Here is a 21995-nt window from a genome sequence, read left to right as displayed (position 1 = left end):
CAGAAAACTGGGAGCGCGCTTCACCCAACTGAGTGGCAGCAGATGTCGGTTTGGATGCTCAAAAGGACATCTGCTGCTACTTACTTGGGCGGGGACGGGTTCACCGGGTCGAGGCGGGGGAGGCTGGCCGCCGCGATCAGCAGCGCGAGGGCGCCGAGGCCAAACGGCAGGGCTGTCAGCGTGGCGACCCCGCCCACCAGCAGCGGCCCGCCCGCGTCGCCCAGTTCCCGGCCGAGCTCCGCGGAGCCCATGGTGCGGCCCATCCGTTCCGGCGGCGTGGTGTCCGCAAGATGTGCGAAACCGAGGGGCGTGGCGGCGCCGACCCCGACGCCGATCGCCGCCGCGGCGATGAAGATGGTGACCGGTCCCGGGGCGACCGCCAGCAAAGCGACGCCGGCCGCGATGAGGAGGAGTCCCGCCGTCGTGCCCTGGTTGTCGGTGATGCCGTTGCGGTCGCGCAGCCTGCCGATCCGCGGCTGGGTGAGGACCGAGCAGAGAGCCAGCAGGCTGACAGCTGCCGTGCCCGCAACAGCGTCCAGGCCGTGCCGGGTTGCCAGCGCCGGGAGGAATCCGACGGCGGCACCGAGCGCCGCCGTCGACGCCGCCAGTACCAGCGTGGGGACCAGGAAGCGACGCTCGCCGATCTGGCGCGCGAGGTCCAGCACGGTGTAGCGCTGGCGGGGGAGCGGTTCCAGGTGCGGCACTGCCAGCAGCACCCACAGCGCCGTGGCTGCCGCGAGTGCCGACAGGGTGCCGAACAGCAGGGCGAACCCGCCTGCCCAGATCAGGCCTGCCCCCAGCAGCGGGCCGATGATGTAGCCCAGGCTTTTCCAGGACCCGTACCGGCCGAAATACGTGCCGGCCTTCCCGCCGCGCGCCATCCGCGCCACCAAGGCAGACGACGCCGGCGAGAACGCGGAGGCAGCAGCGCCCTGCCCGAGCCGCGCCAGCGCCAGCATCAGCGGGTCTGCCGCCCAGAGGCCGATCAGCGACAGCGCGGCGAAGGCCACAAGACCGCCGACGACGACGGGTTTGCCGCCGATCCTGTCGCTCAGGGCGCCGAACACGGGCTTGAGGAAGACCTCGGAGACGTCGTACAGGGCCAGGAGGATGCCCAGGCTAAGCAGCGTCAGGCCGATGTTCCCGCTTTGCGCGCCCAGGCCCGCGGCGATGCTGTGGGCCCCGAACGCGGTGACGAATCCTGCCGCGTACAAGGGGGCCGACGATGCGCCGGCGGTGCGGGTTTGCGCGGTGCCGGTAGTCATGAGTGCACCTCGCCGTAAACCAGGGCCGCGAAGCCGTCCAAGGCTTCCACGCAGCCGGCGAGGCTCTGGTCGGCGCTTGCGGCTTCCGGGCTGCCGAAAACGTCCTTGCTGCGGATGGCCCGGAACCAGCGCCGGAGCCGGTCCAGGCTCTGCTCCTCTTCCTCGAGCTCGGCCAGCGTGAACTTCTGCTTGGCGATCTCCTTGGCAATTTCGTCCGTGAACTTGCCGCAGTCCGCGGTGAACTCCGCCCACTCGTCCGCACGCGCGGCGGTGAACAGCTCACGGAGCCGCGCCGCGTCGTCGTCGGTCGGCCCGGTGGTGAGCAGCAGCAGCTCGCCGCTGCCTGCGCGCGCAAGCTCCTTGGCTTTTCCAGCACCCTCGCGGCAGGCGGGAACATCCGGCGCGGTCCAGGCGCCCTGGCCGATGGGGACCGCGCCGAAGCGCCGCAGCTCGCGCCAGACGGCCACCCGGTGCCGCGATGGCTCCGAGGGGACCTGGACGAGCATTACCAGCCAGGAAACCTGTTCAAGGGAAGTCACACCTGGAATTGTAACAACCGTTACAACGCAGTGCGTGCGGCTGTCAGGCTCAGGCCAGGGCCGCCGCCAGCTCCTCGATGATCTCGAACTGCTCGCGCACGCCGCCTTCCATGCCGGACTGCGCAATCATGTCGCGGACTTCCTTGCTGCCCGCATCGGTGCGGATCCGGACCGTGGTGGCGCCGCCGTCGGCCTCTTCAAAGGTGACCGTGTTGACCACGGCGCCTTCCTCGCTGTCCGTGGGCGCGCCCGGCACCTCCATGACCTCCGTGTTGACGATCCGTTCGTTGGGCACGATCTCCCGGTACGTGCCGTGGAAGCCCACCTCGAATTCGCCGTGCGCCACCATGACGTACCGCCACGCCCCGCCCACCCGGAAGTCCATCTCCGCCACCGTCATCTCGCCGCGCCGTCCCGGCCACCAGCGCTTGACGAGCTCCGGCGTGGTCCAGGCCCTGTAGACGAGGTGCCGGGGCGCGTTGAGGGTGCGGGTGATCAGGATTTCCTCGTCACTGGGGAAAGTGACGTCCATGGTGCCGCTGCTTGTCTGTGCCATTGCCCTGCTCCTTCTGTTAGTTTTCCTGCTCTTTGAGGTCCTCCAGCACGTCCTCCAGGAGATCGAAGCGCTCCTCCCAGAGGTGCTGGTAGCTGGCAACCCAGTCGTGGATGGGCTTCAGCGCCTGCGGATTCAGCCGGTAGACCCGCTGCCGGCCTTCGTCGCGCACGTCCACCGCCCCGACCTCGCGCAGCACGCGCAGGTGCCGGGACACGTGCGGCTGGGCCAGGCCGAGGATTTCCACGAGTTCGTTGACCGGCCGTTCGCGTTGGGCCAGTGCGTCCAGGATTTCCCGACGGCGGGGCTCAGCCACCGCGTTGAACGTATCTGCCGTTGTTGCTGCCCGTGCCATGCCAAAATTGTATACCCATATGGATATGCGTTGGAAGGCATCAGCTTGCATTTGCAGTATTCACAAAATTGTGAATCTGAGTAATGTTCGTTGTATGGAGACCATCATCCAGACCGTTGATTTGCACAAGCATTTCGGCAGGGTCCGGGCCCTTGACGGACTCGACCTTGACGTCCGGCGCGGCGAGATCCACGGATTCCTCGGCCCCAACGGCGCCGGTAAATCCACCACCCTCCGCATCCTGCTGGGCCTGGCGAAGGCCACGTCCGGCACGGCCAGCGTCCTGGGCCTTGACCCGTGGACGCAGTCCGTGGAACTGCACCGGCGCCTGGCCTACGTCCCCGGCGACGTGCGCCTCTGGCCCAACCTGTCCGGCGGCGAAACCATCGACCTGCTCTCGCGCCTCCGCGGCGGCACCTCCGGCGGCACGTCCGGCCGCACCTCCGGCGGAACGTCCGGCCGCACCTCGGAGGGCCGGGTCGCGGAAGGCAGTGACTACCGGCAGCGCAAGGCACGCCTCTGCGAGGCCTTCGACTTCGACCCCGGCAAGAAAGGCCGCGCCTACTCCAAAGGCAACCGGCAGAAAGTTGCCCTGATTGCCGCCCTGGCCACGGACGCCGAGCTGTACCTGTTCGACGAGCCCACCAGCGGCCTTGACCCGCTCATGGAGGCGGTCTTCCGCCGGGAGGTGCTCGCCGCCGTCGAACGCGGCGCCACCGTGCTCCTCTCCAGCCACATCCTCTCCGAGGTGGAAGTGCTCTGCCACCGCGTGAGTATCATCCGCGCCGGCAGGATCGTGGACGGCGGAACGCTCGACTCGCTGCGCCACCTCACCCGCACCGAGGTCTCCTTCGCGGCGGATGGCCTGGACACCCGTGCCCTGGCCGGGCTGGGTGCCGTCCATGACCTGACGTCCGACGGCGGCCGGGTCAGGTTTGGTGCCGACTCGGACCGGATCGCCGAGGTGCTTCCGGCGCTTGGTGCCCTGGGTGTGCAGGGACTGACCATCACGCCGCCGTCGCTCGAGGAGCTGTTCCTGCGCCATTACGGTGACAACTCCGTGACCGCCGGGGCAGCCGGGGGAGAGCCCGAGCACGCCCGGCACCGGCACCTGCTCGGCGCGAGGGGCCGTGACTGAGGTGCGCGAACTCCGGATCCTGTGGGGCCAGCGGCTGCGGCGTGACCGCTGGCAGCTGGCCATCTGGGTGCTGGGCATCGGCGCCCTGGCCTTGTTCTCCGCCACTGCCATTCACCAGACCTACGGCGACGATGCCAGCCGCGCCGAGATCCTGCAGGTGGCCATCGCCACTCCGGCCATCCTGATGCTCCGCGGCCTGGCCCGCGGGGCAAGTATCGGCGCCTTCACGTTCTTCCAGATCTTCTCCTTCCTTGCCCTGCTGGCCGGGATGATGAGCACGTTCCTGGGCGTGCGCCACTCCCGGGCCGAGGAGGAAAGCGGTAGTGCCGAGCTGACCGCGTCCACCCCGGCCGGCCGCCTGACCCCGGCCGTGGCCACAGCCCTGCACGGCACAGCAGCCAACCTCCTCGTGGCGCTCGCGGTGTTTGTCGGCTTCACGGCGGCGGGGCTTGATCCCGCAGGTGCCCTGGCCGCGGGAGCCGCCACGGGCGCCGTCGGACTGGCCTTCCTGGGCGTGGGCCTCCTCGTGGCGCAGCTGATGGGGACGTCCCGCGGCGCGAACGGGTTCTCCGCCGCACTCGTTGTCCTCGCGTACATCCTGCGGGGCATCGGCGACGCCACGGGCACGCCCGACGCCGGCGGGACGGTCATGACGGCGGGCCCGGCCAGCTGGTTCTCACCGATCGGCTGGGGCCAGCAGACGTTCGCCTTCACCGGTGACCGGTGGTGGCCGCTGCTCCTGCCGCTGGCGCTCGCCGTCGTAAGCCTCGCCGCCACCTGGGTCCTCCTGGAACGGCGGGACAGCGGCGCGAGCGTCTGGGGAGCGCTGCCGGGCCGCGTGGCCGCCCGTCCGGGACTGAACAGCCCCTTTGCACTCGCACTGCGGCTGCAGGCCGGTTCAATCGTCGGCTGGAGCCTGGGCGGACTGGCGGGGGGACTCCTGGCCGGCTCACTCGGCAGCGCGATCGCCGCCGTCGACCTGGCCGACAGCAGTGTCACCGCGGTGCTTCGTGCCATCATCCAGTCCCAGGGGGCGTCGCTGACCCAGATCATGATCTCGGTCCTGTTCTCGATCGTCGGGGTCCTGGCCGCCGCCTGCGGACTCCAGGCCGTCCTCCGGCTGCGCCAGGAGGAGGCCGCAGGCACCGCCGAACTGCTGCTCGCCGCCCCGGTCAGCCGGATCCGCTGGCTCACCGGCTACCTGGCGCTGGGCACGGCCTCCGTGGTGCTGGTCATGTTCCTCGCGGGGCTGGGCGCCTGGGTTTCCCTGACCGGATCGGGCGACACCTCCATGGACGTGGGGGCCGTATGGGAAACCGCCGCGGCCCAGCTTCCCGCCGCCCTGATCTACCTTGCCGTCCCGGCGCTGGTGTTCGTCCTCTGGCCGGCGGCGACCATTGCCGCTGGCTGGGCGCTCCTGGGCGCCGGCGTGGTGATGGGCATCTTCGGCGGCATGGTGGGCCTGGACCAGAGCATCCGCGACCTCTCGCCGTTCACCCACACCCCGGTACCCAACGGTCCGACGACGGACTGGAGCGGCGCGTGGTGGATGCTCGCCATCGCTGTGCTCGCCGCCGTCGTGGCCGTCTTGGGCATGCGGCGGCGGGAAACGGGGACGGCATGAGGGCCGGGGAAGCTGAGATTAACGCCGCGGCGGAAAAGGCCGCGGCGGCCTTCGCCGCGGCCGGCTTCCCCAAGATGCCTGCCAGGGCGCTGATGGCGCTGGTCTCGTCCGAGGACGGCAGCCTCACGGCGGCCGAGCTTGCCGGGAAGCTGGGAGTGAGCGCCGCAGCGGTCTCCGGCGCCGTCCGGTACCTGCAGACCGTGGGCTTCGTCCACCGGGTCTCCCAGCCCGGCAGCCGCCGTGACCTGTACGCCCTTTACGACGACGAGTGGTACGTCGTCTCGATGCGGAAGAGCCCCATCTACCAGAGCCTCGCGGCGCTGACGGACGCGACGGCCGAGGCGCTGCCGGCAGGATCCGCCGCCAGGTCCCGGGTGACGGAAATGGGCAGTTTCTACCGCTTCCTCGCGGCACGGATGCCCGCAGTCCTGGACGACTGGGAGCGTCAGCGGGCGGGCGATTCCGGCGAGGCTCTTTCCCCCGAAGTCCTGTCCGGCGAGGCCCTGTCCAACGAGACCCTGTCCAAAGGAGGCGCGGCATGACCATTATCGACAACGCGGTGTACGTGGACGGGCTGCGGACCGCGGACCCGGAAGGCCTCGACGAGACGTACTTCGTCCTCCGGCAGCGGGAGGGAATGGCGTGGATCGGCATGTACCGGCCGGACGCCGTCGAACTCCGCTCGGTGGCCGAGGAGTTCGACCTCAACTCCCTGGCCGTGGAGGACGCGCTTGCCGGGCACCAGCGTGCCAAGCTGGAGCACTACGGCGAATGCGTGTTCCTGGTGCTGCGGCCCGCCCGCTACCTGGACGACGTCGAGAAGGTGGACTTCGGCGAGATCCACGTGTTTGTCGGCGCCGATTACGTGGTCACGGTCCGGCACGCGGAATCCCCGGATTTGGCGAGGGTCCGACGGCGGATGGAAGCCATGCCGGAGTTCCTCGCCCTGGGTCCCGATGCGGTTTTGTACGGCATCCTGGACCAGGTGGTGGACGAGTACGAGCCGGTTGCCGCCGGGTTGGAGAACGACGTCGACGAGATCGAGGACGACCTCTTCGGTGCCGACCCGGACGTCTCCCGCCGGATCTACGAACTCTCCCGCCAAGTGATCACCTTCCAGCGCGCCACCAGCCCGCTGGTGGGAATCCTGCAATCCCTGATGACCGGGACACCGGAACGGACGCCCGGGCCGGAACTGCAGGACCACTTCCGTGACGTGCTGGACCACGTGCTGCGGCTCAACGAGCGGGTGGCGTCCTTCCGGGCCCTGCTGCAGAACGCCCTGGCGGTCAACGCAGCCCTCGTGGCGCAGCGGCAGAACGACGAGATGCGCAAGCTCACCGAATCCAGCTTCGCCCAGAGTGAGCAGGTGAAGCGGATCTCGTCGTGGGCCGCCATCCTGTTCGCGCCGACCCTTGTGGGCACCATCTACGGCATGAACTTTACGTCGATGCCCGAGCTGAACTGGGTGTTCGGCTACCCGTTTGCCCTGGGCCTGATGCTGGCCATGGGGCTGGTCCTGTATTGGACGTTCAAGCGCAACAAGTGGATCTAGCCGACGGGGCGCCCGCAGCGCGCCGGTAGGCTGAAAGGCATGCCTGCTTCCGTCCCTTCCCTCGACGAACTGCTCGCCACCGCCCAGGTGGTGAGCCTGCCCATGCGGGTGAAGTTCCGCGGCATCCTGGAACGCGAAACGCTGCTGTTGCGCGGCCCGCACGGGTGGGGCGAGTTCTGCGCGTTCCCCGAATACGCCGACGCCGAGGCTTCCCGCTGGCTCGCGGCCGCCATCGAGGCCGGCTGGCACGGTTTCCCTTCGCCCGTCCGTTCGGTGATCCCCGTCAACGCCACCGTTCCCGCCGTTTCCGCGGACCGGGTGCCGGACATTCTGGCCCGTTTCGGCCGGGTGGACGCCGTCAAGATCAAGGTGGCCGAACGCGGACAGACGCTCGACGACGACGCCGCCCGGGTGGCCGCCGTCCGTTCCGCCCTGCCGGACGCCGCCATCCGCGTCGACGCCAACGGGGGATGGGACGTGCCGGGGGCTGTGCAGGCACTGACCCGGCTCGCCGCCGTCGGACTTGAATACGCCGAGCAGCCGGTGCCCACGATTGAGGGCCTCGCCGAGGTGCGCACGCAGCTGCGGGCCGCGGGCACGCCGGTGCTGATCGCGGCCGACGAAAGCGTGCGCAAGGAATCCGACCCGCTCCGGGTGGCGCGCGCCGGCGCGGCCGACCTGATCGTGGTTAAGGTGGCGCCGCTCGGGGGAGTGCGGCGCGCCCTGGACATCGTGGCGCAGGCCGGGCTGCCCGCCGTCGTCAGCTCTGCCCTGGACACGTCCGTGGGCATCCGCGCGGGGCTGGCGTTGGCGGGTTCGCTGCCCGAGCTGCCGTACGCGTGCGGGCTGGGGACCGTGTCCCTGTTCGAGTCGGACATCACGCTGGATCCGCTGGTGGCCGACGACGGCGCCATCCGCCTGCGCGATGTCTCCGCCGATGCGGGGCTGCTGGAGCGGTTTGCGGCTCCCGCGGAACGCCGGGACTGGTGGCTGGCGAGGCTGGCAAGGGTCCACGCCCTCCTCCCGGCCGCCGACTGACCCACCCCCTGCCCCACCCGCCCCACCCGCCCCACCCCTCCACCCAGGACGCTCTCTCACTTTCTGTCGGTTTTCGGCGGACGCTCTATCACTTCCTGTCGGTTTTCCGCGGACGCTCTCGCACATTCCTGCAGGTCACGCGGGGTTAACCCGAACTTCACCTGGCTGACGGCTGCGCGTAGAAACCGGCTGACAGAGTGGGGGAACCGCATCGATTTTCCCTGGAAGGCCCCCATGTCTGAAACGACTGCCCGCAAGTTCACCCTGCTGCCGATGCTCGGCCACACCAAGGGCAAGCGCAGCGCCGTTACCTGCGCGCTGAAGTGCGACAACGCCTGTGCCGGCGACGTCTGCAACACCAGCTCCAACAGCTACTTCCGCGACATCGCCTCCGCCACCATGTCCCGCCGCGCCGCCCTGGGCTTCGGCGCCGCCGGTGCTCTCGCCGTCGTACTTGGAAGTGCCGTGACGTCCGCGCAGCCGGCGACCGCCGCGGGTCTGTCGCCCGCCGCGAAGGAGGGCTTCGGGACGTCGAAGCTGAAGTTCACGGCCATCGATTCCATCGCCGCCGACGTCGACGCCGTCACCGTTCCGGAAGGCTTCACCTGGCAGCCGGTGATCCGGTGGGGCGACCCGATCTTCAACGATGCGCCCGCCTTCGACCTGGCCAACCAGACCGCCGCGGCCCAGGAAAAGCAGTTCGGCTACAACAACGACTACACGGACATCCTTGAGGTTCCGGGCAGCAATGGCCGCCGCGCGCTGCTGTTCGCCAACCACGAGTACACGAACGAGAACATCATGTTCCCCGCCACCATGCCCGCGGCCGACGTTCGCGCCGTGGGCCAGGCCGCGCACGGGCTCACCGTCGTCGAGCTGGAGCGGAAGAACAAGAACAAGCCGTGGTCCTACGTCCAGGGCGCGGGGCTGAACCGCCGCTACCTGAACAGCACGGTCTACGAACTGACGGGTCCGGTTGCGGGTTCCCCGCTGGTGAAGACCGTGGCTGACCCCACCGGCCGCGCTATCAAGGGCACCCTGGGCAACTGCTCCGGCGGCACCACCCCGTGGGGCACCATCCTGTCCGGCGAGGAGAACTTCAACGGGTACTTCGTCTCCCCGGGCATGTCCGCGTCCGACAAGCGGTACGGCCTGACATCGAACGCCACGGCCCGCAAGTGGGAGCGCGATGACCCGCGGTTCGACACCCGCAACGCCGGCTACGAAAACGAGGCCAACCGCTTCGGCTGGATCGTCGAAGTGGACCCGTTCGACCCCACGTCCACCCCGAAGAAGCACTCCGCGCTGGGCCGCTTCAAGCACGAGGGCGCCAACGTGATCGTGGCCGATTCCGGCCATGTGGTGGCGTACTCCGGCGACGACGAGCGCTTCGACTACCTCTACAAGTTCGTCTCCGCCGGGAAGTACCGCGAAGGCGACCGCGCGCACAACATGACCCTGCTGTCCGCCGGCAACCTGTACGTGGCCAAGTTCACCGGCAACTCACCCGCCGGCGAGATCACGGGCACAGGCGCTGTCCCGGCGGACGGTTCGTTCGACGGCATCGGCGAATGGCTGCCCCTGGTGGTTGACGGTGCCTCGGCCGTGCCCGGGATGACTGTGGAGGAGGTCCTGGTCTACACCCGCCTCGCCGCGGACAAGGTGGGCCCCACCAAGATGGACCGCTGCGAGGATGTCCAGCCCAGCCTGCACACGGGCAAGGTCTACGTGGCCTGCACCAACAACTCGGACCGCGGCAAGGTGGGCAAGGAAGGCGCCACGGAAATCAACCCGCGCAACGCCAACCGCGACGGCCACATCGTGGAAATCACCGAAACCGGCGACCAGACCTCCACCACGTTCACCTGGAACCTGCTGATGGTCTGCGGCGATCCGGCCCAGGGCGACGTCACCTACTTCTCCGGCTTCCCGGTGGACCAGGTCTCGCCGATCTCCTGCCCGGACAACCTCGCGTTCGACTCCGTGGGCAACCTCTGGATCTCCACCGACGGCGCCCCCTCCGGCATCGGCCGCGCGGACGGCCTGTTCAAGGTCACCCTCGACGGCGCCGAGCGCGGCAAGGTGGAGCAGTTCCTGGCCGTACCTCGCGACGGCGAAACCTGCGGACCGATCATCCACGACGACGAGCGCACCGTCTTCGTCTCGGTCCAGCACCCGGGCGAGGACGGTTCGTTCGACGCGCCGAACTCGTACTTCCCGGACTATGTCGCGGCAGGCACGACGCCGGCACCCGGCCAGGTGCGTGCGCCCCGCCCGTCGGTGGTCCAGGTCTTCCGCGGCTAACCTTCCAGGACCCTCTCTCACTTCCTGCAGGTTTTTGGCAAACGCTCTATCACTTGCCGCCCCGCGCGGGGCGACGAGTGATAGAGCGTCCGGGTTTAAGCGACAGGTAGTGATAGAGCGTCCGGCTTTAAGCGACAGGAAGTGAGAGAGGGTTCGGGCAGGACGTACGACGGCGTCACGCCAGGCAGCCTTTTGGCCCACCGGCGGTGCCGCTACCCCGCCAAACCGGGCCGCCGCCGTCGTCCGCTCCCCGAAAGCGTGCCCGGGGTGACGCCCGCCGATCCCGGCCGGCACTGGACCGGGGCAGGTAGAGAGGGCTAGCCGATCAGCCCGGCGCCGAACTCCTCATCGGCGATCAGCGGCCTGATGACCGCTTCCACCTCGCCCTGGATGAAGTTGCGGCGGATCACGTTGTTGCCGAACACGTTGCCGATGGCGCCCAGCACCATGGCCTGGTCCAGTGAGAGGTACCGCCGGGCGACGGTACCGGACTTGACGGCCACGGCGTCGAAGAACCCGCCCTGGCCGTAGGCGCCGAGGTCGTTCTCGATCTTCACCAGGTTGTCGTACGCCTCGCGGGGCTCGTATTCCATGGCGAGGAACGCCGCATGGGGAGTCACCACGCCGTCGCCCCAGGCCGGCGTCGGGTTGCTGGCCGGACGGCAGCCCTCAAAACCGACGTCAACGCTGGTCCGTTCGACGTCGGACGGGTAGCCGTCGCTGCTCATGCCCAGGATGTCCACGCCCCACTCGGAGTACCCGCCGTTGGGGTGGCTGGCCGGGGAGAAGCCCCAGTAACCGTACTTGGCGTCGTCCAGGCCGAATTCGCGCTGTGCCCGGACCGTCAGGGGGTGGTTGATACCCCAGGCCTTCGGCGCCCAGCTGGATTCGGGCACGAACAGGTCCGGCATCAGCGACTCAAACATGTCCCCGCCCCAGCTCGGCACGATCCGCATGCCGCGGTAGGTGTAGGCACCCTCGAAGACGTCGATGCCCATGTACGTCCGGTGCTCGCCGATGGGCTTCTGCTCCTGCCAGGACCAGTCGCAGGTGTCCGGGAAGACCCGCATGGTGGCGAAATAGTGTTCCGGCGGAAGCTGGCCCAGGGCGATGCCGATGTACGTGGCGATGCGCGGCTCGGAGTTGGTGACGTCGTAGTGGTTCATCGTGTAGAAAACGTCCGGGCCGCGGCCCAGATAGTTGCCCTGGACCGTTTCCACGGGAGGTTTGACGTCGTAGAACCCGCCCCGCAGCAGGCCGGCAGCCACGCCGGGCCGGGCGTCCTTGTTGTAGAAGATCCCGAAGTCCATCCTGCCCAGGATGGTGTTCGCCAGCTCCGCGAGCTTCGGCTCGGCGTTGCGGACCGTCATGAGCGCAGCCGCGAACCAGCCGTTGTCCACGCTGGACATAAACGGCGCCACAGGGTTCCCGTTCTCGGGCCAGATGGTGACGACCTCGCCGGTGGCCTCGTCGTACCAGTTGTAGAGCATGCCGCTGGGCTCGTGGTGCTTGAGCCCGACCAGCGTGGTGAGCGTCCGGGTCAGCCGCTCCCGGCACTCGCTGGCGCTGATGAGGTTGAGTTCCCGGGCCACTACGGTGCTCCACATGTAGCCGCCGATGTTGGTGGGCGACGTGAAGCCGCTGCGCTCCGGGGCCGTGGTGGACTCGCCGATGTAGTCAGCTGGCAGGCCGGTCACGGGATCGGTCATGGCAACCAGGGACTGCCAGGTGTCGTGCGCCCAGCGGTTGATGACCTTCCGGTCGATGCCCTCTTTGTTCCGCGCCCGGGACAGCGGCGATCCCAGGCCTGATCCAAGTGACCCGCCGGTTGTCACTGACCCGCCGAGCGGGGCGGCGTAGCCCGGAGTAGCCGTGGCGGCGGCGAAACCGGTGACGGCGAACGCGGCCGCGCCGGCCAGGAGCTGGCGGCGGGTGGCGGTGGAAATTCCGGGGTTCGGGTAAGGGTTCATGAGGTCTGTCCTAACGTGTCCGATAAAGAGGTGGCCCCTGCTGGCTCCGGCAGGCGCAGGCCGTGCCCGTACGGGAAAAGGGGATCGGCGGTATCGCCGGGGACGTCCGGCCGGGACGCGCGCACGGCATCCATCGAACGCGGGATCTCGAACGGCAGGCGCCCTTCAGGGCTCACCCGACCGAACAGTGCGTCCAGGAGTGCCGTGTCCGAGACCCCGAAGGTCCCCACCAGCGCCGCGGCGAAACCGGCCAGGGGTGTGAGGATCGCGGGCCTGTCCAGCCGCACGTCAATGACCAGCGGAACCTTCGCTGCCAGGGCCCTGAGGCGCGCAACCAGCCCGGGCGGGAAGTCCAGGCTGCCCGCATGGAAATGCTGCTCCAGGAACAAATCGTCCCGGTGGTCCCAGGGAGAGTGCAGCCGGATGAACGCAACATCCGCGTCGGCGGGGTCCTGCACCGCAGTCCCGAAACCGTGCAGGCTGAGCGGGTCCATGCCTTCCAGGTAGACGGCCGGTGAGCCGGACAGCGGAAGGACGGGCCCGACGTCGGACGTTCCGTTGGTGAGCACCGTGACGGACTGTGACTGGGCTCGGTGTCCTTCGCGCCGGAATTCGGCGTTCCCCACCACGGACGCGGCGGCGTCCTCATCCACGAACGGGTTGTCGAACAGGCCCAGCTGGAATTTCACCAGCAGCAGCCGGCGGGCGGACTCGTCCAAACGCGACTCGCTGACCAGCCCGTCCCGGACCAGCCCGATGAGCAGTTCGGTGCATTCCTCGCCGCCGAACTGGTCAACGCCCGCGTTAAGGATCTTGAGCATGCGCTCGGGCGCGGTGAGCTCTTCAACGCCCCACGCCCGCGCCGGCAGGACCTGGTCGCCCACGATGTTGTCGTTGACCAGTTCCCAGTCGCTGAGGACCACGCCGTCGTAGTTGAGCTTGTCGCGGAGCAGATTGGTGATGATCTGCCGGTTGTAGCCGAAGCCGACCTCCTCAACGGGTTCGCCGTCGAGTTCCACACCCACCGGCATGCCGTAGTAAGGCATGATCGCGCTGGTCTTCTCGGCGATCGCCGCCCGGAACGGGGCCAGGTGCTCGTCGAACCGGCCGCCGGGGTAGACCTGTTCGCGGCCGTACGGGAAGTGCGCGTCCTCGCCGTCGGCCTGCGGACCGCCGCCGGGGAAGTGTTTGGTGGTGCAGGCAACGCTGTCCGGTCCCAGCTCCGCGCCCTGGAACCCCTGAAGGTATTCCACGACGTAGGCGGCGCTGGCTTCCGAGTCCTGCCCGAAGGTTCCCGCCTGCCGGCACCACCGCGGTTCGGTGGCCAGGTCAACGGTGGGGTGCAGCGCCGCGCGGATCCCGACGGCGGTGTATTCCTTCCGCGCGATCTCGGCGAAGCGGCGGACCAGGTCGCCGCTGCCCACCGCCGCGAGGCCGATCGGCTCGGGCCACTGCGAAAAGTGGGCGGCCGTGAACGAGACGCCGGAATTTTCGATGAAGGCATGCCGGGGGTCCGTGGAGATGGTCACAGGAATCCCGTGCGGGGTCTGCGCGGCAAGCTCCTGCAGGGCGTTGCTCCAGCGGGCGGCCTCCCGGGCGGTGCCGAGCGCATGGACGTTGAAATGGTTCATGAACTTGGCGAGGATCACCGTGCTGGTGGGGGACTTGCTGATGTTGCCCGGGGTCTCGAGGAGTGTGCCGTCGGGGCCGGTTTCGATGACCGTGTGGAACATCAGGCCGGCTTTTTCCTCGAGGCTGAGGCGGCCCACCAGGTCGGCGGCGCGTTCGTGCGGGCTGAGGTCCGGGTTTTCGAAGGGATCCATGATCCCGTTGCCATTGAGGTCCCGGAACGCTTTTCCGTCAGCGACGGACGTCCCGGGGCGTGCGTGATTCTGGGCTTGTGTCATGGGGCTCTCTAGGGGAGAAGGGGCGGGCGGCCGCGGCTACTTGATGCCGGTGGCCGCAACGCCCTGGATGAAGTAGCGCTGCAGGGCGACGAAGAGCAGGAGGATCGGCGTGATCACCAGCACCGAACCGGCCAGGAGCAAGCCATATTCGGTGGCGTTCTGGCCCGTGGAGTAGAGGGACAGGGCCACCGGAAGGGTGTACATTTCCTCGGTCTGCGCCACCACCAGCGGCCACAGGAAGTTGTTCCAGGACCCGAGGAACGTCAAAATTCCTAGCGTGGCCAGGGGCGGTCCGCACAGCGGCATCACAATCCGCAGGAAGGTCCGCAGCTCGCCGGCGCCGTCGATCCGGGCGGCCTCAATGAGCGAATCCGGAATGCCGGCGATGAACTGCCGCATCAGGAAGACCCCCATTGGCGCTGCGAGGAACGGCAGGATCAGGGCCGGGTACGTGCTGACCATTCCCAGTTTGCTGATCAGGACGAACAGCGGCACAAACGTCACCACGCCCGGGACCATCAGCATGACCATCACCAGCAGGAACAGGAAACGCTTGCCGGGGAAATCCATCTTGGCCAGGGCATAGCCCACCATCGAGCAGAACAGCAGGTTGCCGAGCACGGTGAACACGGCCACCACAATGCTGTTCAGGTAGAAAGTGCCGATGTGCAGTTCTGTAAACCAGAGCACAAAGTTGTCCAGGGTGGGCTGTTCCGGCCACCAGGTAATGGGCCGGCGGAGCAGCTCACCCTGGGTCTTGAACGCGCCGAGCAGCATCCAGACAAACGGCAGCAGCGTCGCGCCGACGGAGACGATGAGGATGCCGTAGATCAGGGCCTGGCGGGCGGGCACCCGGCGGGTACGACAGCGGCGCGCCGGGTTGGGCGGGGACGCTGGCACCTGGGTGCCTCCCGCCGTCGACCGTTCCGCTTTTCCGCGTTCCGTCAGCGTCTTCTCCGTGGGGGTGGGTGCGGTTTCCGGGATCGTCATGGGGGCCTCAGTCCTTGGATCGCAGGGCACGGAATTGGATGAGGCTCAACAGTGCGATGGCTATGAAGAGCACATAGCTGGCGGCCGACGCGAGCCCGTATTTGCCGAAGCCGAACTGGTTAAAGGTGAAGTAGCTGACCGACAGCGTGGAGTCCAGGGGGCCGCCCTTGGTCATCACAAACGGCTCCTCGAAGACCTGGAGGAACCCTACGGACAGCAGGACGGTGCCCAGGAGGAGGGTGGGACGCAGCATCGGTAGCGTGATCTTCATAAAACGCTGCCAGGAGCTGGCGCCGTCCACCTCGGCCGCCTCGAGGATGTCCGACGGGACGGCCTGTAGCCCGGCCAGGAAGATGATCATCAGCGTGCCCAGGTTCCGCCACACGGCCATCAGGATCAGGGACGGCATGGACCAGGCGGTGCTGTTGAGCCAGTCCGGTCCCGCGATGCCCACCCAGCTGAGGATGATGTTCAGCAGGCCGTCGGGCTGGAGGATGAACCGCCACACCACGGCCACGGCGATGATGCTGGTGACCACGGGGGTGTAGAAGCCCACGCGGAAAGCCGTGCGGAAGCGGGTGATCCCGTTATTCAGGGCCACCGCCAGTGCGAGGGCCAGGACCATGGTGAGGGGGATGCCGACCAGCACGAAGTAGGCCGTGTTCAGGATGGAGTGCACGAACTGCGGATTCTTGACCAGGGCGATGTACTGGTCAAACCCCACGAATCCCACTGACAGCGGGCTCTCGATGTCGCGGCTGGTGAAATCCGTGAAGGACATCAGGAACGACGACACGAGCGGGCCGAGCATAAACACGCCGAAGATGAGGACGAACGGCGCTGCGAACAGCCACGCGGTGATGGCGTTGCGGCGACGGCGCGAGCCTCCGGGCCTGGCCGGAGGCCTGCCGGCACCCCGTGAGGCGCCGGCAGGCATCGTGTTGGTGGTTGCAGCCACTGTTACTTCCCGGTGCCGATCGAATCTGCGGCCTGCTGCAGCGACTTCAGGGCTTCGGCGGGATCCTTGCCGGCCTTGACGATCTGTTCGATTTCCTTGTCGGCGGCTGCCGCGACCTGGGTCCAGGTGGGAACGGCCGGCGGGTTGTTGGTGGACTTGAGCTGGTCGCCGAACACAGAGAGCTTGCTGTCTGAGGCAAGCGACGGGTCCTTCCAGGCGCTCTGCTGGGACGGCAGGTCACCGGTGGCCTCGTACCACTTGAGCTGGACCTCCGGCTTGGACAGCCACTGGAGGAGCTTCCACGACGAATCGCGGTTCTCGGACTTCTTGAAGACCACCATGTTGGAACCGCCCACGAAGGACGTGGAGGTCTTTTCCTTCGGCATCAGGGCAACCTTGTACTTGTCCTCAAAGCCTGGGCCGCCGGCCTTGTTCAGCAGGCCGACGTGCCACGGGCCGCTCATCATCATGGGGGCGGAACCGTCCACAAACGCGGCTTCGGCGGTGGTTCCGGTGGACACGACCTTGGAGGCGAGCCCGTCAGCAAAGAAGCTGGCGTAGTACTTCAGTGCCTCAGCCGCTTCCGGGGTGTCAAGGGTCCACTTGGTGCCGTCGTCGTTCATCAGCTTCGCGCCGTTGGACCACTGGAAGGGGAGGGTGTCCAGGTAGGAGCCGGCGACGCCGGCGGGAAGCTGGACGCCGTATTTGGCTCCGGCTTTCTCCTGGAGGCCCTTGGCCAGGGCCTTGAAGTCGTCCCAGGTTTCGGGTGCCTTGGTGATGCCGGCCTTTTCCGCGAGGTCGCTGCGGTAGTAGACCACGCGGGTGTCAACGTACCAGGGCACCCCGTACGCGGTTCCCTCAACCTCGGTGGACTTTACGGAGCTTGGGAAGAAGTCGCCGGACTCGACCTCCTTGGGTGTGGGGTCGAAGGAGTCGGCGAAATCTCCCATCCAGGTGGTGCCCATCTGGGCCACATCCGGGGTGGTGCCGCCGGCGATGGCCGTCTGGTACTTGCTCAGGGCGGCGTCCCAGGGGATGGCCGTGACGTTGACTTTGACGCCCGGGTTCTCGGCTTCGAAATCCTTCAGCAAGGCGGGAAGTGCCTCACCTTCGGCGCCCTGTGCCCACACTGTAATAGTGCCCGACGCCGGCCCGGAGGCGATGTCTTTGGCCGGAGCAGCGTCGGTGGTTCCGGAGGAGTCCCGCCCGCAGGCTGTCAGGAGCAGTGCGGCGGCGACGCCGACGGCGGCTGCCTTCTTGGCATTCGGATGGATCATCGTTGTTCCTTTCGTGGTTCCGCGGGCCGGCGGTGGCGCGGTGCGGAGGGGGCAGGAGCGGCGGAGCCATCCCGCCAGGAATTATCTAAGCGCTTTGATTCATTTCGTAAGATCAATCTAAGCGCATTGAATGTGATTTTGGCAACAGCTGCCGCAAACTTTCCTGATCCTGTTGGCGCGAACGTACAGTTGTGGCACCTGCCGGCGCGTCCGCGCCCGCAGGTGCCCGCGGGCCGCCGTCGTACGTTACTTTCGGAGCGCCGACGGGATCCCGGCGCGCGACCCTCGTGCGCCTAGGCCGGCGTGCAGCCGCAGCTTTCGCGCAGCACTACGCTGACGGGGAGGCGGAGCTCCACCGGGGGCTTGTCGGGGTGGTCCAGCCGGTCCAGGAGCAGCTCCACCATGGTCCGCCCCATCCGTTCCATCGGCTGCCGGACCGTGGTCAGCGACGGCCGGATGACGCGTCCTGCGGCGATGCCGTCGAACCCCGTGACGGCCACCTGCTTCGGCACCGCAACCCCGGCCTCGAACAGCACATCCATGACCACCAGTGCGTCCTGGTCGGTGGCGCACACAAAAGCCTGCGGGAGGACACCCTGCTGGCAGATGGTCCGGACGATTTCCGCAACCGCGGGTTCGCTGCCTGCCGGATACCGGGGCTCGTGCCCGAGGCCCGCGCCGGCGTCGGTGAGGGCGCCGCGGAAGGCTTCGAGTCGTTCATCGTTGTCGGATGACGGCATGGCGCCGATGAACAGCAGGTCGGTGAGTCCGTGCACGTTGATCAGGTGTTCGGTGATCGCCCGCGCGCCGGACGCATTGTCAACGGTCACGTGGTCCACGCCGCGGTTGCGCTGGCTCTCGGAAACCTCCACCACGGGGATGCGGCGGGCTATGCGGGCCAGGGCTTCGACCGGCACCGAACGCGGGAACACGGCCAGCCCGTCGACCCTCCCGGCAATATCGGACAGCACGGCCTCGTTGTTCGCCGGGTTGCCGCCGCCAACCAGCAGCGCCTGGCCGCGGCGCCAGCATTCCAGCTCAACACCGCGCTGGACCTCGTCCACATAGAGGGGGAACAGCCGGAGGTTCCCGTCCTCGCGGTCGCCTGGTGCGTCCACGTCCTGCGACAGGTCGCCGGGTCCGCCCGGTCCGCCTTGTCCGGGTCCGCCCGAAGGGTCCAGCAGGTAGTCGTAGGCAAACAGGCCCAATGCCCCGGTCCTGCCCCGCGCCAGGCCCCGGGCGCTCGCGCTGGGCACATAGCCGAGCTCCTCGGCGGCCGCCAGCACGAGTTCGCGGGTCGACGCCTTGACCTTTTCCGGCTGCCGGAACGTGAACGAGACAGTTGCTATGGAGACGCCGGCGCGTTCGGCGACGTGGTAAACAGTGGGACCCTTTGCCATGTGAATACTCCTTCTGGTCCGAGTCTATGCGCTTAGTACGGGTGCGGGGGAGTGCCCGGCCCCGCCCACCTTCCAGGACCCTCTCTCACTTCCTGCAGGTTTTTGGCCATCGCTCTATCAGTACGCGTCCGCCGCCGGCGCCGGGTGAGTGAGCGTTCAGGTTTAAGCGACAGGAAGTGAGAGAGGGTTTTAGGGGTGGCAGACTGGTGCGGTGACTTCGCCGAATGACTCCGCCTTCCAGCCCGCATCCGACGACGGCGCCTCCGCACCCCCAGCCGCACCCTCCCTGGGCTCCGTCGAGGCGGCGCGGATCGCCGTCAACGCCCTGATCGACGGCGGCGTTGAGTATGTGGTGGTCTCGCCGGGGTCCCGCTCGGCTCCGATGGCCTACGCACTCGCCGAGGCATCGGCGGCCGGGCGCGTCGACTTGCTGGTCCGGATCGATGAACGTTCCGCGGGATTCACGGCGCTGGGCCTGGCCCTGTCCACGGGCTCCCCGGCGGCCGTCCTCACCACGTCCGGCACCGCCGTCGGGAACCTCATGCCCGCCGTGATGGAGGCCAACCACGCCGCCGTCCCGCTGGTGGTGCTGTCCGCCGACCGGCCCGAAGAGCTGAGGGGCACCGGCGCCAACCAGACCACCATCCAGCTGGACCTGTTCGGCGAGCACGTCCGGTTCGCCGCCGACGTCGAGGCCGGCAGCAGCCCCCTGCGCGCTGTCGAGACGGCGCTGGCCGCCGCCACGGGGGCGTTCTCTGACCTCGCCCCCGGGCCCGTCCAGCTGAACCTTGCGTTCCGTGACCCGCTGGTTCCCGCGCCGGGGGAGAGCCTTCCCACGGAAGCCGCCCGCCCGAAATTCCGCATCGGCACTGACCCGCTCACCATGAACCTTCCGCCAGTGTCCGGTGACCTCGCGGAGCGGCGCACCGTGGTGTTGGCAGGGCACGACGCCGGTCCCGTCGCCGAAGCCTTCGCCCGCGCCCACGGCCTGCCGCTGCTGGCCGAGCCGTCGTCGAACGCCCGTTTCGGCCCGAACGCGGTGGGGCCGTACCGGCTGCTGCTGGAACACTTCGGACCGGAAGCCGCGCAGCCGATCGATCGGGTGGTGCTCTTCGGCAGGCCCACGCTGTCCCGGCCGGTGGCCTCCCTGCTGGCGCGGGCGGACGTGCCGTCGGCGCTGTACCAGCCGGTTCCCGTGGCCTGGTACGAGCCCGGCCGGCGGACTGAACTGCCGCTGGAAAGCCTGGCCGACCTCGCCGAATTCGCCGGCCGCGGCCCGTCTTCGTGGCTGGATGCCTGGCTGCTCGCCGGGTCCGCCGCGCAGCACGCCCTGGACCAGGTTCTGGCCGGGGAGGCTGCAGCCACCGGGCCGTCCGTGGGCGCCGTTGTGTGGAACAACTCGCGCGGCCAGCTGGTGCTCGGGTCCTCCAACGGCATTCGCGACGTCGACCTCGCCGGCCTGCCCGCCGCAGAACCGGCCGCCACGGTCTACGCCAGCCGGGGCCTCTCCGGGATCGACGGCACCACCTCCACTGCAACCGGAATCGCCCTCGGCGGCCGGCAGGAAACCACCCTCCTGCTTGGCGACGTCACCTTCCTGCACGACGCCGGCGGCCTTATCCTTGGCTCCGGGGAGGCCGAACCCGCGCTCCGGATCGTGGTGCTTAACGACTCCGGCGGCGCCATCTTCGACCTGCTCGAGCATGGGGCCGTGCGCGAATCTGGAACCTACGGAGACGCCGTCGAGCGCCTCTTCAGCACCCCGCACACCGTGGACCTCGCGGCACTCGCCGCAGCGTACGGCGTCGGGCATTGCTCGGTAAGTACGACGGCGGCACTCGCCGAAGCGCTCGCCCTACCGATCGAGGGCCGCAGCATCGTCGAGGTGCGGACCGACCGGCATGCGCTGCGTGCCCTGCACGCCCGCATCAAGGCAGCCGTGGCCGCGGCAGTCGCGGGAGTCCTCGCGGGCTGACTCAGGACGCGGTTTCGGTCCACGGACGCGAATTAACGGGTGTCTCCGGACCGAAACTGCATCCGACAGCGATGGCGGGTTGTCCACATAACGGGATCGGTGCCTTTCCCGGCCCGTCGCGGAGGTGAGACCGTCCCGGTATGAGTCCTCTTCCCCGCCTTATCCTGACGCGACACTTGGCCGATGCTGGCGCGAGTACCCGCCCACTGCCTGCCGCGGTAAAGGCAGGTTCGTTGGTGCGGATTCGTCAGGGCGTCTACGTCGAGGCGTCTGCCTGGGCTGAGCTCACCGTATGGCAGCGCTACCGGCTACGGATCGAAGCGGTGGCTGAAACCGCCATCCTCCCGGTGACCTTCTCGCTTCATTCCGCCGCCTCTGTCTGGGGTATTCCCACTATCCAGCGGGGCCAGCCCATCCACGCCCTGACGCTCTTCCGGGGAGGCGGCAGATCCCGAGCGGGTGTGCGGAAGCATCTCGTTGAACCGGGAATGGTCGACGCCGAAATCGTGGATGGTCTGTCCGTTACCTCGCGCCAAACCACCGTGCTCGATATTGCGGCAACCGTTCCGTTTGCGGAGGCTGTGGTTCCACTGGACCACGTGTTGAGGCCGGACCGGTCCCGGGGCCTTCCGGCGCTCACAAAGGCTGGACTTATCGCTGCCATGGCTGGCCGGTACTCCGCTGCCGCTGAGCGGCGTGTCAGGTCGGCGGTGGAGTTTGCCGATTTCCGGTCCGGATCTGCGGGTGAATCGTACAGCCGCGGGCTCATTCACATGGCTGGCTTTGAAGCACCCATCCTGCAATACGAGGTCAGGAGTTCCACTGGCCGCGTGGCTTTCACTGACTTCTACTGGGAACGCAGCCGGACCGTGGGGGAGTTCGATGGCATCGAAAAGTACGTCAAGCCGGAGTACCTCAAGGGGCGGACCCCCGGGCAGGTTGTGGTGGACGAAAAGCTGCGGGAGGACCGGATCCGGGCAACGGGACGGAACGTAGTCCGGTGGGTGTGGAGTGAACTGTGGAGGGGGGAATTGGAAGGCATGCTGTCCGGGGCCGGCGTACCTCGACGTCCACGGTCCTCATCAGGACGCGGTAACGGCCCGGGGACGCAGAATCGGCCCGGGGACACTCGAATATGAGTGTCCCC

At 68.1% G+C, this 21995-nt stretch carries 18 protein-coding genes; 8 read left to right on the top strand and 10 right to left on the bottom strand.

The window, feature by feature from the left end:
• Window positions 1-80 precede the first annotated feature (80 nt).
• The 4 genes from ABV518_RS14420 to ABV518_RS14405 are packed head-to-tail and all read right to left on the bottom strand — an operon-like array spanning window position 81 to window position 2712.
• Entirely contained in the window at window positions 81-1265 is a 1185-nt protein-coding gene (locus ABV518_RS14420; RefSeq protein ID WP_367767866.1) for an MFS transporter, read from the bottom strand.
• Window positions 1262-1804: a Chromate resistance protein ChrB gene (locus tag ABV518_RS14415; RefSeq protein ID WP_367767864.1), complete on the bottom strand. Its 543-nt coding sequence runs from the start codon at window positions 1802-1804 to the stop codon at window positions 1262-1264. Before ABV518_RS14415 ends, ABV518_RS14420 begins: the two co-directional genes overlap by 4 nt.
• A 49-nt stretch (window positions 1805-1853) precedes the next feature.
• The gene (locus ABV518_RS14410; RefSeq protein WP_367767862.1) at window positions 1854-2360 is read right to left on the bottom strand and encodes an SRPBCC family protein; all 507 of its coding nucleotides are present in this window, start codon (window positions 2358-2360) and stop codon (window positions 1854-1856) included.
• 16 nt (window positions 2361-2376) lie between these two features.
• Window positions 2377-2712: a helix-turn-helix transcriptional regulator gene (locus ABV518_RS14405; protein ID WP_131131164.1), complete on the bottom strand. Its 336-nt coding sequence runs from the start codon at window positions 2710-2712 to the stop codon at window positions 2377-2379.
• 94 nt (window positions 2713-2806) lie between these two features.
• On the opposite strand from ABV518_RS14405, the gene ABV518_RS14400 reads away from it, so the two are divergent.
• The 6 genes from ABV518_RS14400 to ABV518_RS14375 all read left to right on the top strand — a co-directional run bounded on the left by ABV518_RS14400 (window position 2807) and on the right by ABV518_RS14375 (window position 10371).
• Window positions 2807-3850 (top strand): ATP-binding cassette domain-containing protein, encoded by a 1044-nt coding sequence (locus ABV518_RS14400; protein WP_367767860.1) that lies wholly within the window; start codon window positions 2807-2809, stop codon window positions 3848-3850.
• Window positions 3843-5474, top strand: coding sequence for an ABC transporter permease (locus ABV518_RS14395; protein WP_367767859.1), 1632 nt, complete (start codon window positions 3843-3845; stop codon window positions 5472-5474). Before ABV518_RS14400 ends, ABV518_RS14395 begins: the two co-directional genes overlap by 8 nt.
• Window positions 5471-6016, top strand: a complete 546-nt coding sequence (locus tag ABV518_RS14390; RefSeq protein WP_367767857.1) for a GbsR/MarR family transcriptional regulator — start codon at window positions 5471-5473, stop codon at window positions 6014-6016. The genes ABV518_RS14395 and ABV518_RS14390 overlap by 4 nt, the downstream gene beginning before the upstream one ends.
• Window positions 6013-7029, top strand: coding sequence for a magnesium and cobalt transport protein CorA (locus ABV518_RS14385; protein ID WP_367767856.1), 1017 nt, complete (start codon window positions 6013-6015; stop codon window positions 7027-7029). The genes ABV518_RS14390 and ABV518_RS14385 overlap by 4 nt, the downstream gene beginning before the upstream one ends.
• Window positions 7030-7068: 39 nt before the next feature.
• The gene (locus ABV518_RS14380) at window positions 7069-8067 is read left to right on the top strand and encodes an o-succinylbenzoate synthase (protein ID WP_367767854.1); all 999 of its coding nucleotides are present in this window, start codon (window positions 7069-7071) and stop codon (window positions 8065-8067) included.
• Window positions 8068-8301: 234 nt separating this feature from the next.
• Window positions 8302-10371, top strand: coding sequence for a PhoX family phosphatase (locus ABV518_RS14375; protein WP_367767853.1), 2070 nt, complete (start codon window positions 8302-8304; stop codon window positions 10369-10371).
• Window positions 10372-10688: 317 nt separating this feature from the next.
• On the opposite strand, the gene ABV518_RS14370 is transcribed toward ABV518_RS14375, so the two are convergent.
• From ABV518_RS14370 to ABV518_RS14345, 6 genes are all read right to left on the bottom strand, one after another.
• Window positions 10689-12341, bottom strand: a complete 1653-nt coding sequence (locus ABV518_RS14370; protein ID WP_367767852.1) for a glucoamylase family protein — start codon at window positions 12339-12341, stop codon at window positions 10689-10691.
• Window positions 12338-14248, bottom strand: coding sequence for a glycoside hydrolase family 3 protein (locus ABV518_RS14365; protein ID WP_367767850.1), 1911 nt, complete (start codon window positions 14246-14248; stop codon window positions 12338-12340). The genes ABV518_RS14370 and ABV518_RS14365 overlap by 4 nt, the downstream gene beginning before the upstream one ends.
• 36 nt (window positions 14249-14284) lie before the next feature.
• The gene (locus ABV518_RS14360) at window positions 14285-15238 is read right to left on the bottom strand and encodes a carbohydrate ABC transporter permease (protein ID WP_367767848.1); all 954 of its coding nucleotides are present in this window, start codon (window positions 15236-15238) and stop codon (window positions 14285-14287) included.
• Between the two features lie 7 nt (window positions 15239-15245).
• Window positions 15246-16175: a carbohydrate ABC transporter permease gene (locus ABV518_RS14355; RefSeq protein ID WP_367768275.1), complete on the bottom strand. Its 930-nt coding sequence runs from the start codon at window positions 16173-16175 to the stop codon at window positions 15246-15248.
• 23 nt (window positions 16176-16198) lie between these two features.
• Window positions 16199-17473, bottom strand: a complete 1275-nt coding sequence (locus tag ABV518_RS14350; protein WP_367767846.1) for a sugar ABC transporter substrate-binding protein — start codon at window positions 17471-17473, stop codon at window positions 16199-16201.
• Window positions 17474-17766: 293 nt separating this feature from the next.
• Window positions 17767-18873 carry a LacI family DNA-binding transcriptional regulator gene (locus tag ABV518_RS14345; protein ID WP_367767844.1) on the bottom strand — a complete coding sequence of 369 codons (1107 nt, stop codon included), beginning with the start codon at window positions 18871-18873 and terminating at the stop codon, window positions 17767-17769.
• 286 nt (window positions 18874-19159) lie between these two features.
• Between ABV518_RS14345 and menD the strand changes: the two genes are divergently transcribed.
• Together menD and ABV518_RS14335 are read left to right on the top strand one after the other, a co-directional pair.
• Window positions 19160-20848 carry a 2-succinyl-5-enolpyruvyl-6-hydroxy-3-cyclohexene-1-carboxylic-acid synthase gene (gene menD, locus ABV518_RS14340; RefSeq protein WP_367768272.1) on the top strand — a complete coding sequence of 563 codons (1689 nt, stop codon included), beginning with the start codon at window positions 19160-19162 and terminating at the stop codon, window positions 20846-20848.
• 236 nt (window positions 20849-21084) lie between these two features.
• Window positions 21085-21987, top strand: coding sequence for a hypothetical protein (locus ABV518_RS14335; RefSeq protein WP_367767842.1), 903 nt, complete (start codon window positions 21085-21087; stop codon window positions 21985-21987).
• Window positions 21988-21995: the final 8 nt, after the last annotated feature.

The organism is Arthrobacter sp. HS15c (assembly GCF_040812005.1).
Classification (GTDB): domain Bacteria; phylum Actinomycetota; class Actinomycetes; order Actinomycetales; family Micrococcaceae; genus Arthrobacter.
Note: the sequence above shows the minus strand (reverse complement) of the source record. Positions and strands in the feature narration are given on the sequence as shown.

Excerpts from the sequence above, each read along its gene's own strand:
- ABV518_RS14420 (WP_367767866.1), bottom strand. The coding sequence starts at position 1,265 with ATGACTACCGGCACCGCGCAAACCCGCACCGCCGGCGCATCGTCGGCC.
- ABV518_RS14410 (WP_367767862.1), bottom strand. The coding sequence starts at position 2,360 with ATGGCACAGACAAGCAGCGGCACCATGGACGTCACTTTCCCCAGTGAC.
- ABV518_RS14405 (WP_131131164.1), bottom strand. The coding sequence starts at position 2,712 with ATGGCACGGGCAGCAACAACGGCAGATACGTTCAACGCGGTGGCTGAG.
- ABV518_RS14400 (WP_367767860.1), top strand. The coding sequence starts at position 2,807 with ATGGAGACCATCATCCAGACCGTTGATTTGCACAAGCATTTCGGCAGG.
- ABV518_RS14390 (WP_367767857.1), top strand. The coding sequence starts at position 5,471 with ATGAGGGCCGGGGAAGCTGAGATTAACGCCGCGGCGGAAAAGGCCGCG.
- ABV518_RS14385 (WP_367767856.1), top strand. The coding sequence starts at position 6,013 with ATGACCATTATCGACAACGCGGTGTACGTGGACGGGCTGCGGACCGCG.
- ABV518_RS14380 (WP_367767854.1), top strand. The coding sequence starts at position 7,069 with ATGCCTGCTTCCGTCCCTTCCCTCGACGAACTGCTCGCCACCGCCCAG.
- ABV518_RS14375 (WP_367767853.1), top strand. The coding sequence starts at position 8,302 with ATGTCTGAAACGACTGCCCGCAAGTTCACCCTGCTGCCGATGCTCGGC.
- ABV518_RS14370 (WP_367767852.1), bottom strand. The coding sequence starts at position 12,341 with ATGAACCCTTACCCGAACCCCGGAATTTCCACCGCCACCCGCCGCCAG.
- ABV518_RS14365 (WP_367767850.1), bottom strand. The coding sequence starts at position 14,248 with ATGACACAAGCCCAGAATCACGCACGCCCCGGGACGTCCGTCGCTGAC.
- ABV518_RS14360 (WP_367767848.1), bottom strand. The coding sequence starts at position 15,238 with ATGACGATCCCGGAAACCGCACCCACCCCCACGGAGAAGACGCTGACG.
- ABV518_RS14355 (WP_367768275.1), bottom strand. The coding sequence starts at position 16,175 with ATGCCTGCCGGCGCCTCACGGGGTGCCGGCAGGCCTCCGGCCAGGCCC.
- ABV518_RS14350 (WP_367767846.1), bottom strand. The coding sequence starts at position 17,473 with ATGATCCATCCGAATGCCAAGAAGGCAGCCGCCGTCGGCGTCGCCGCC.
- ABV518_RS14345 (WP_367767844.1), bottom strand. The coding sequence starts at position 18,873 with ATGGCAAAGGGTCCCACTGTTTACCACGTCGCCGAACGCGCCGGCGTC.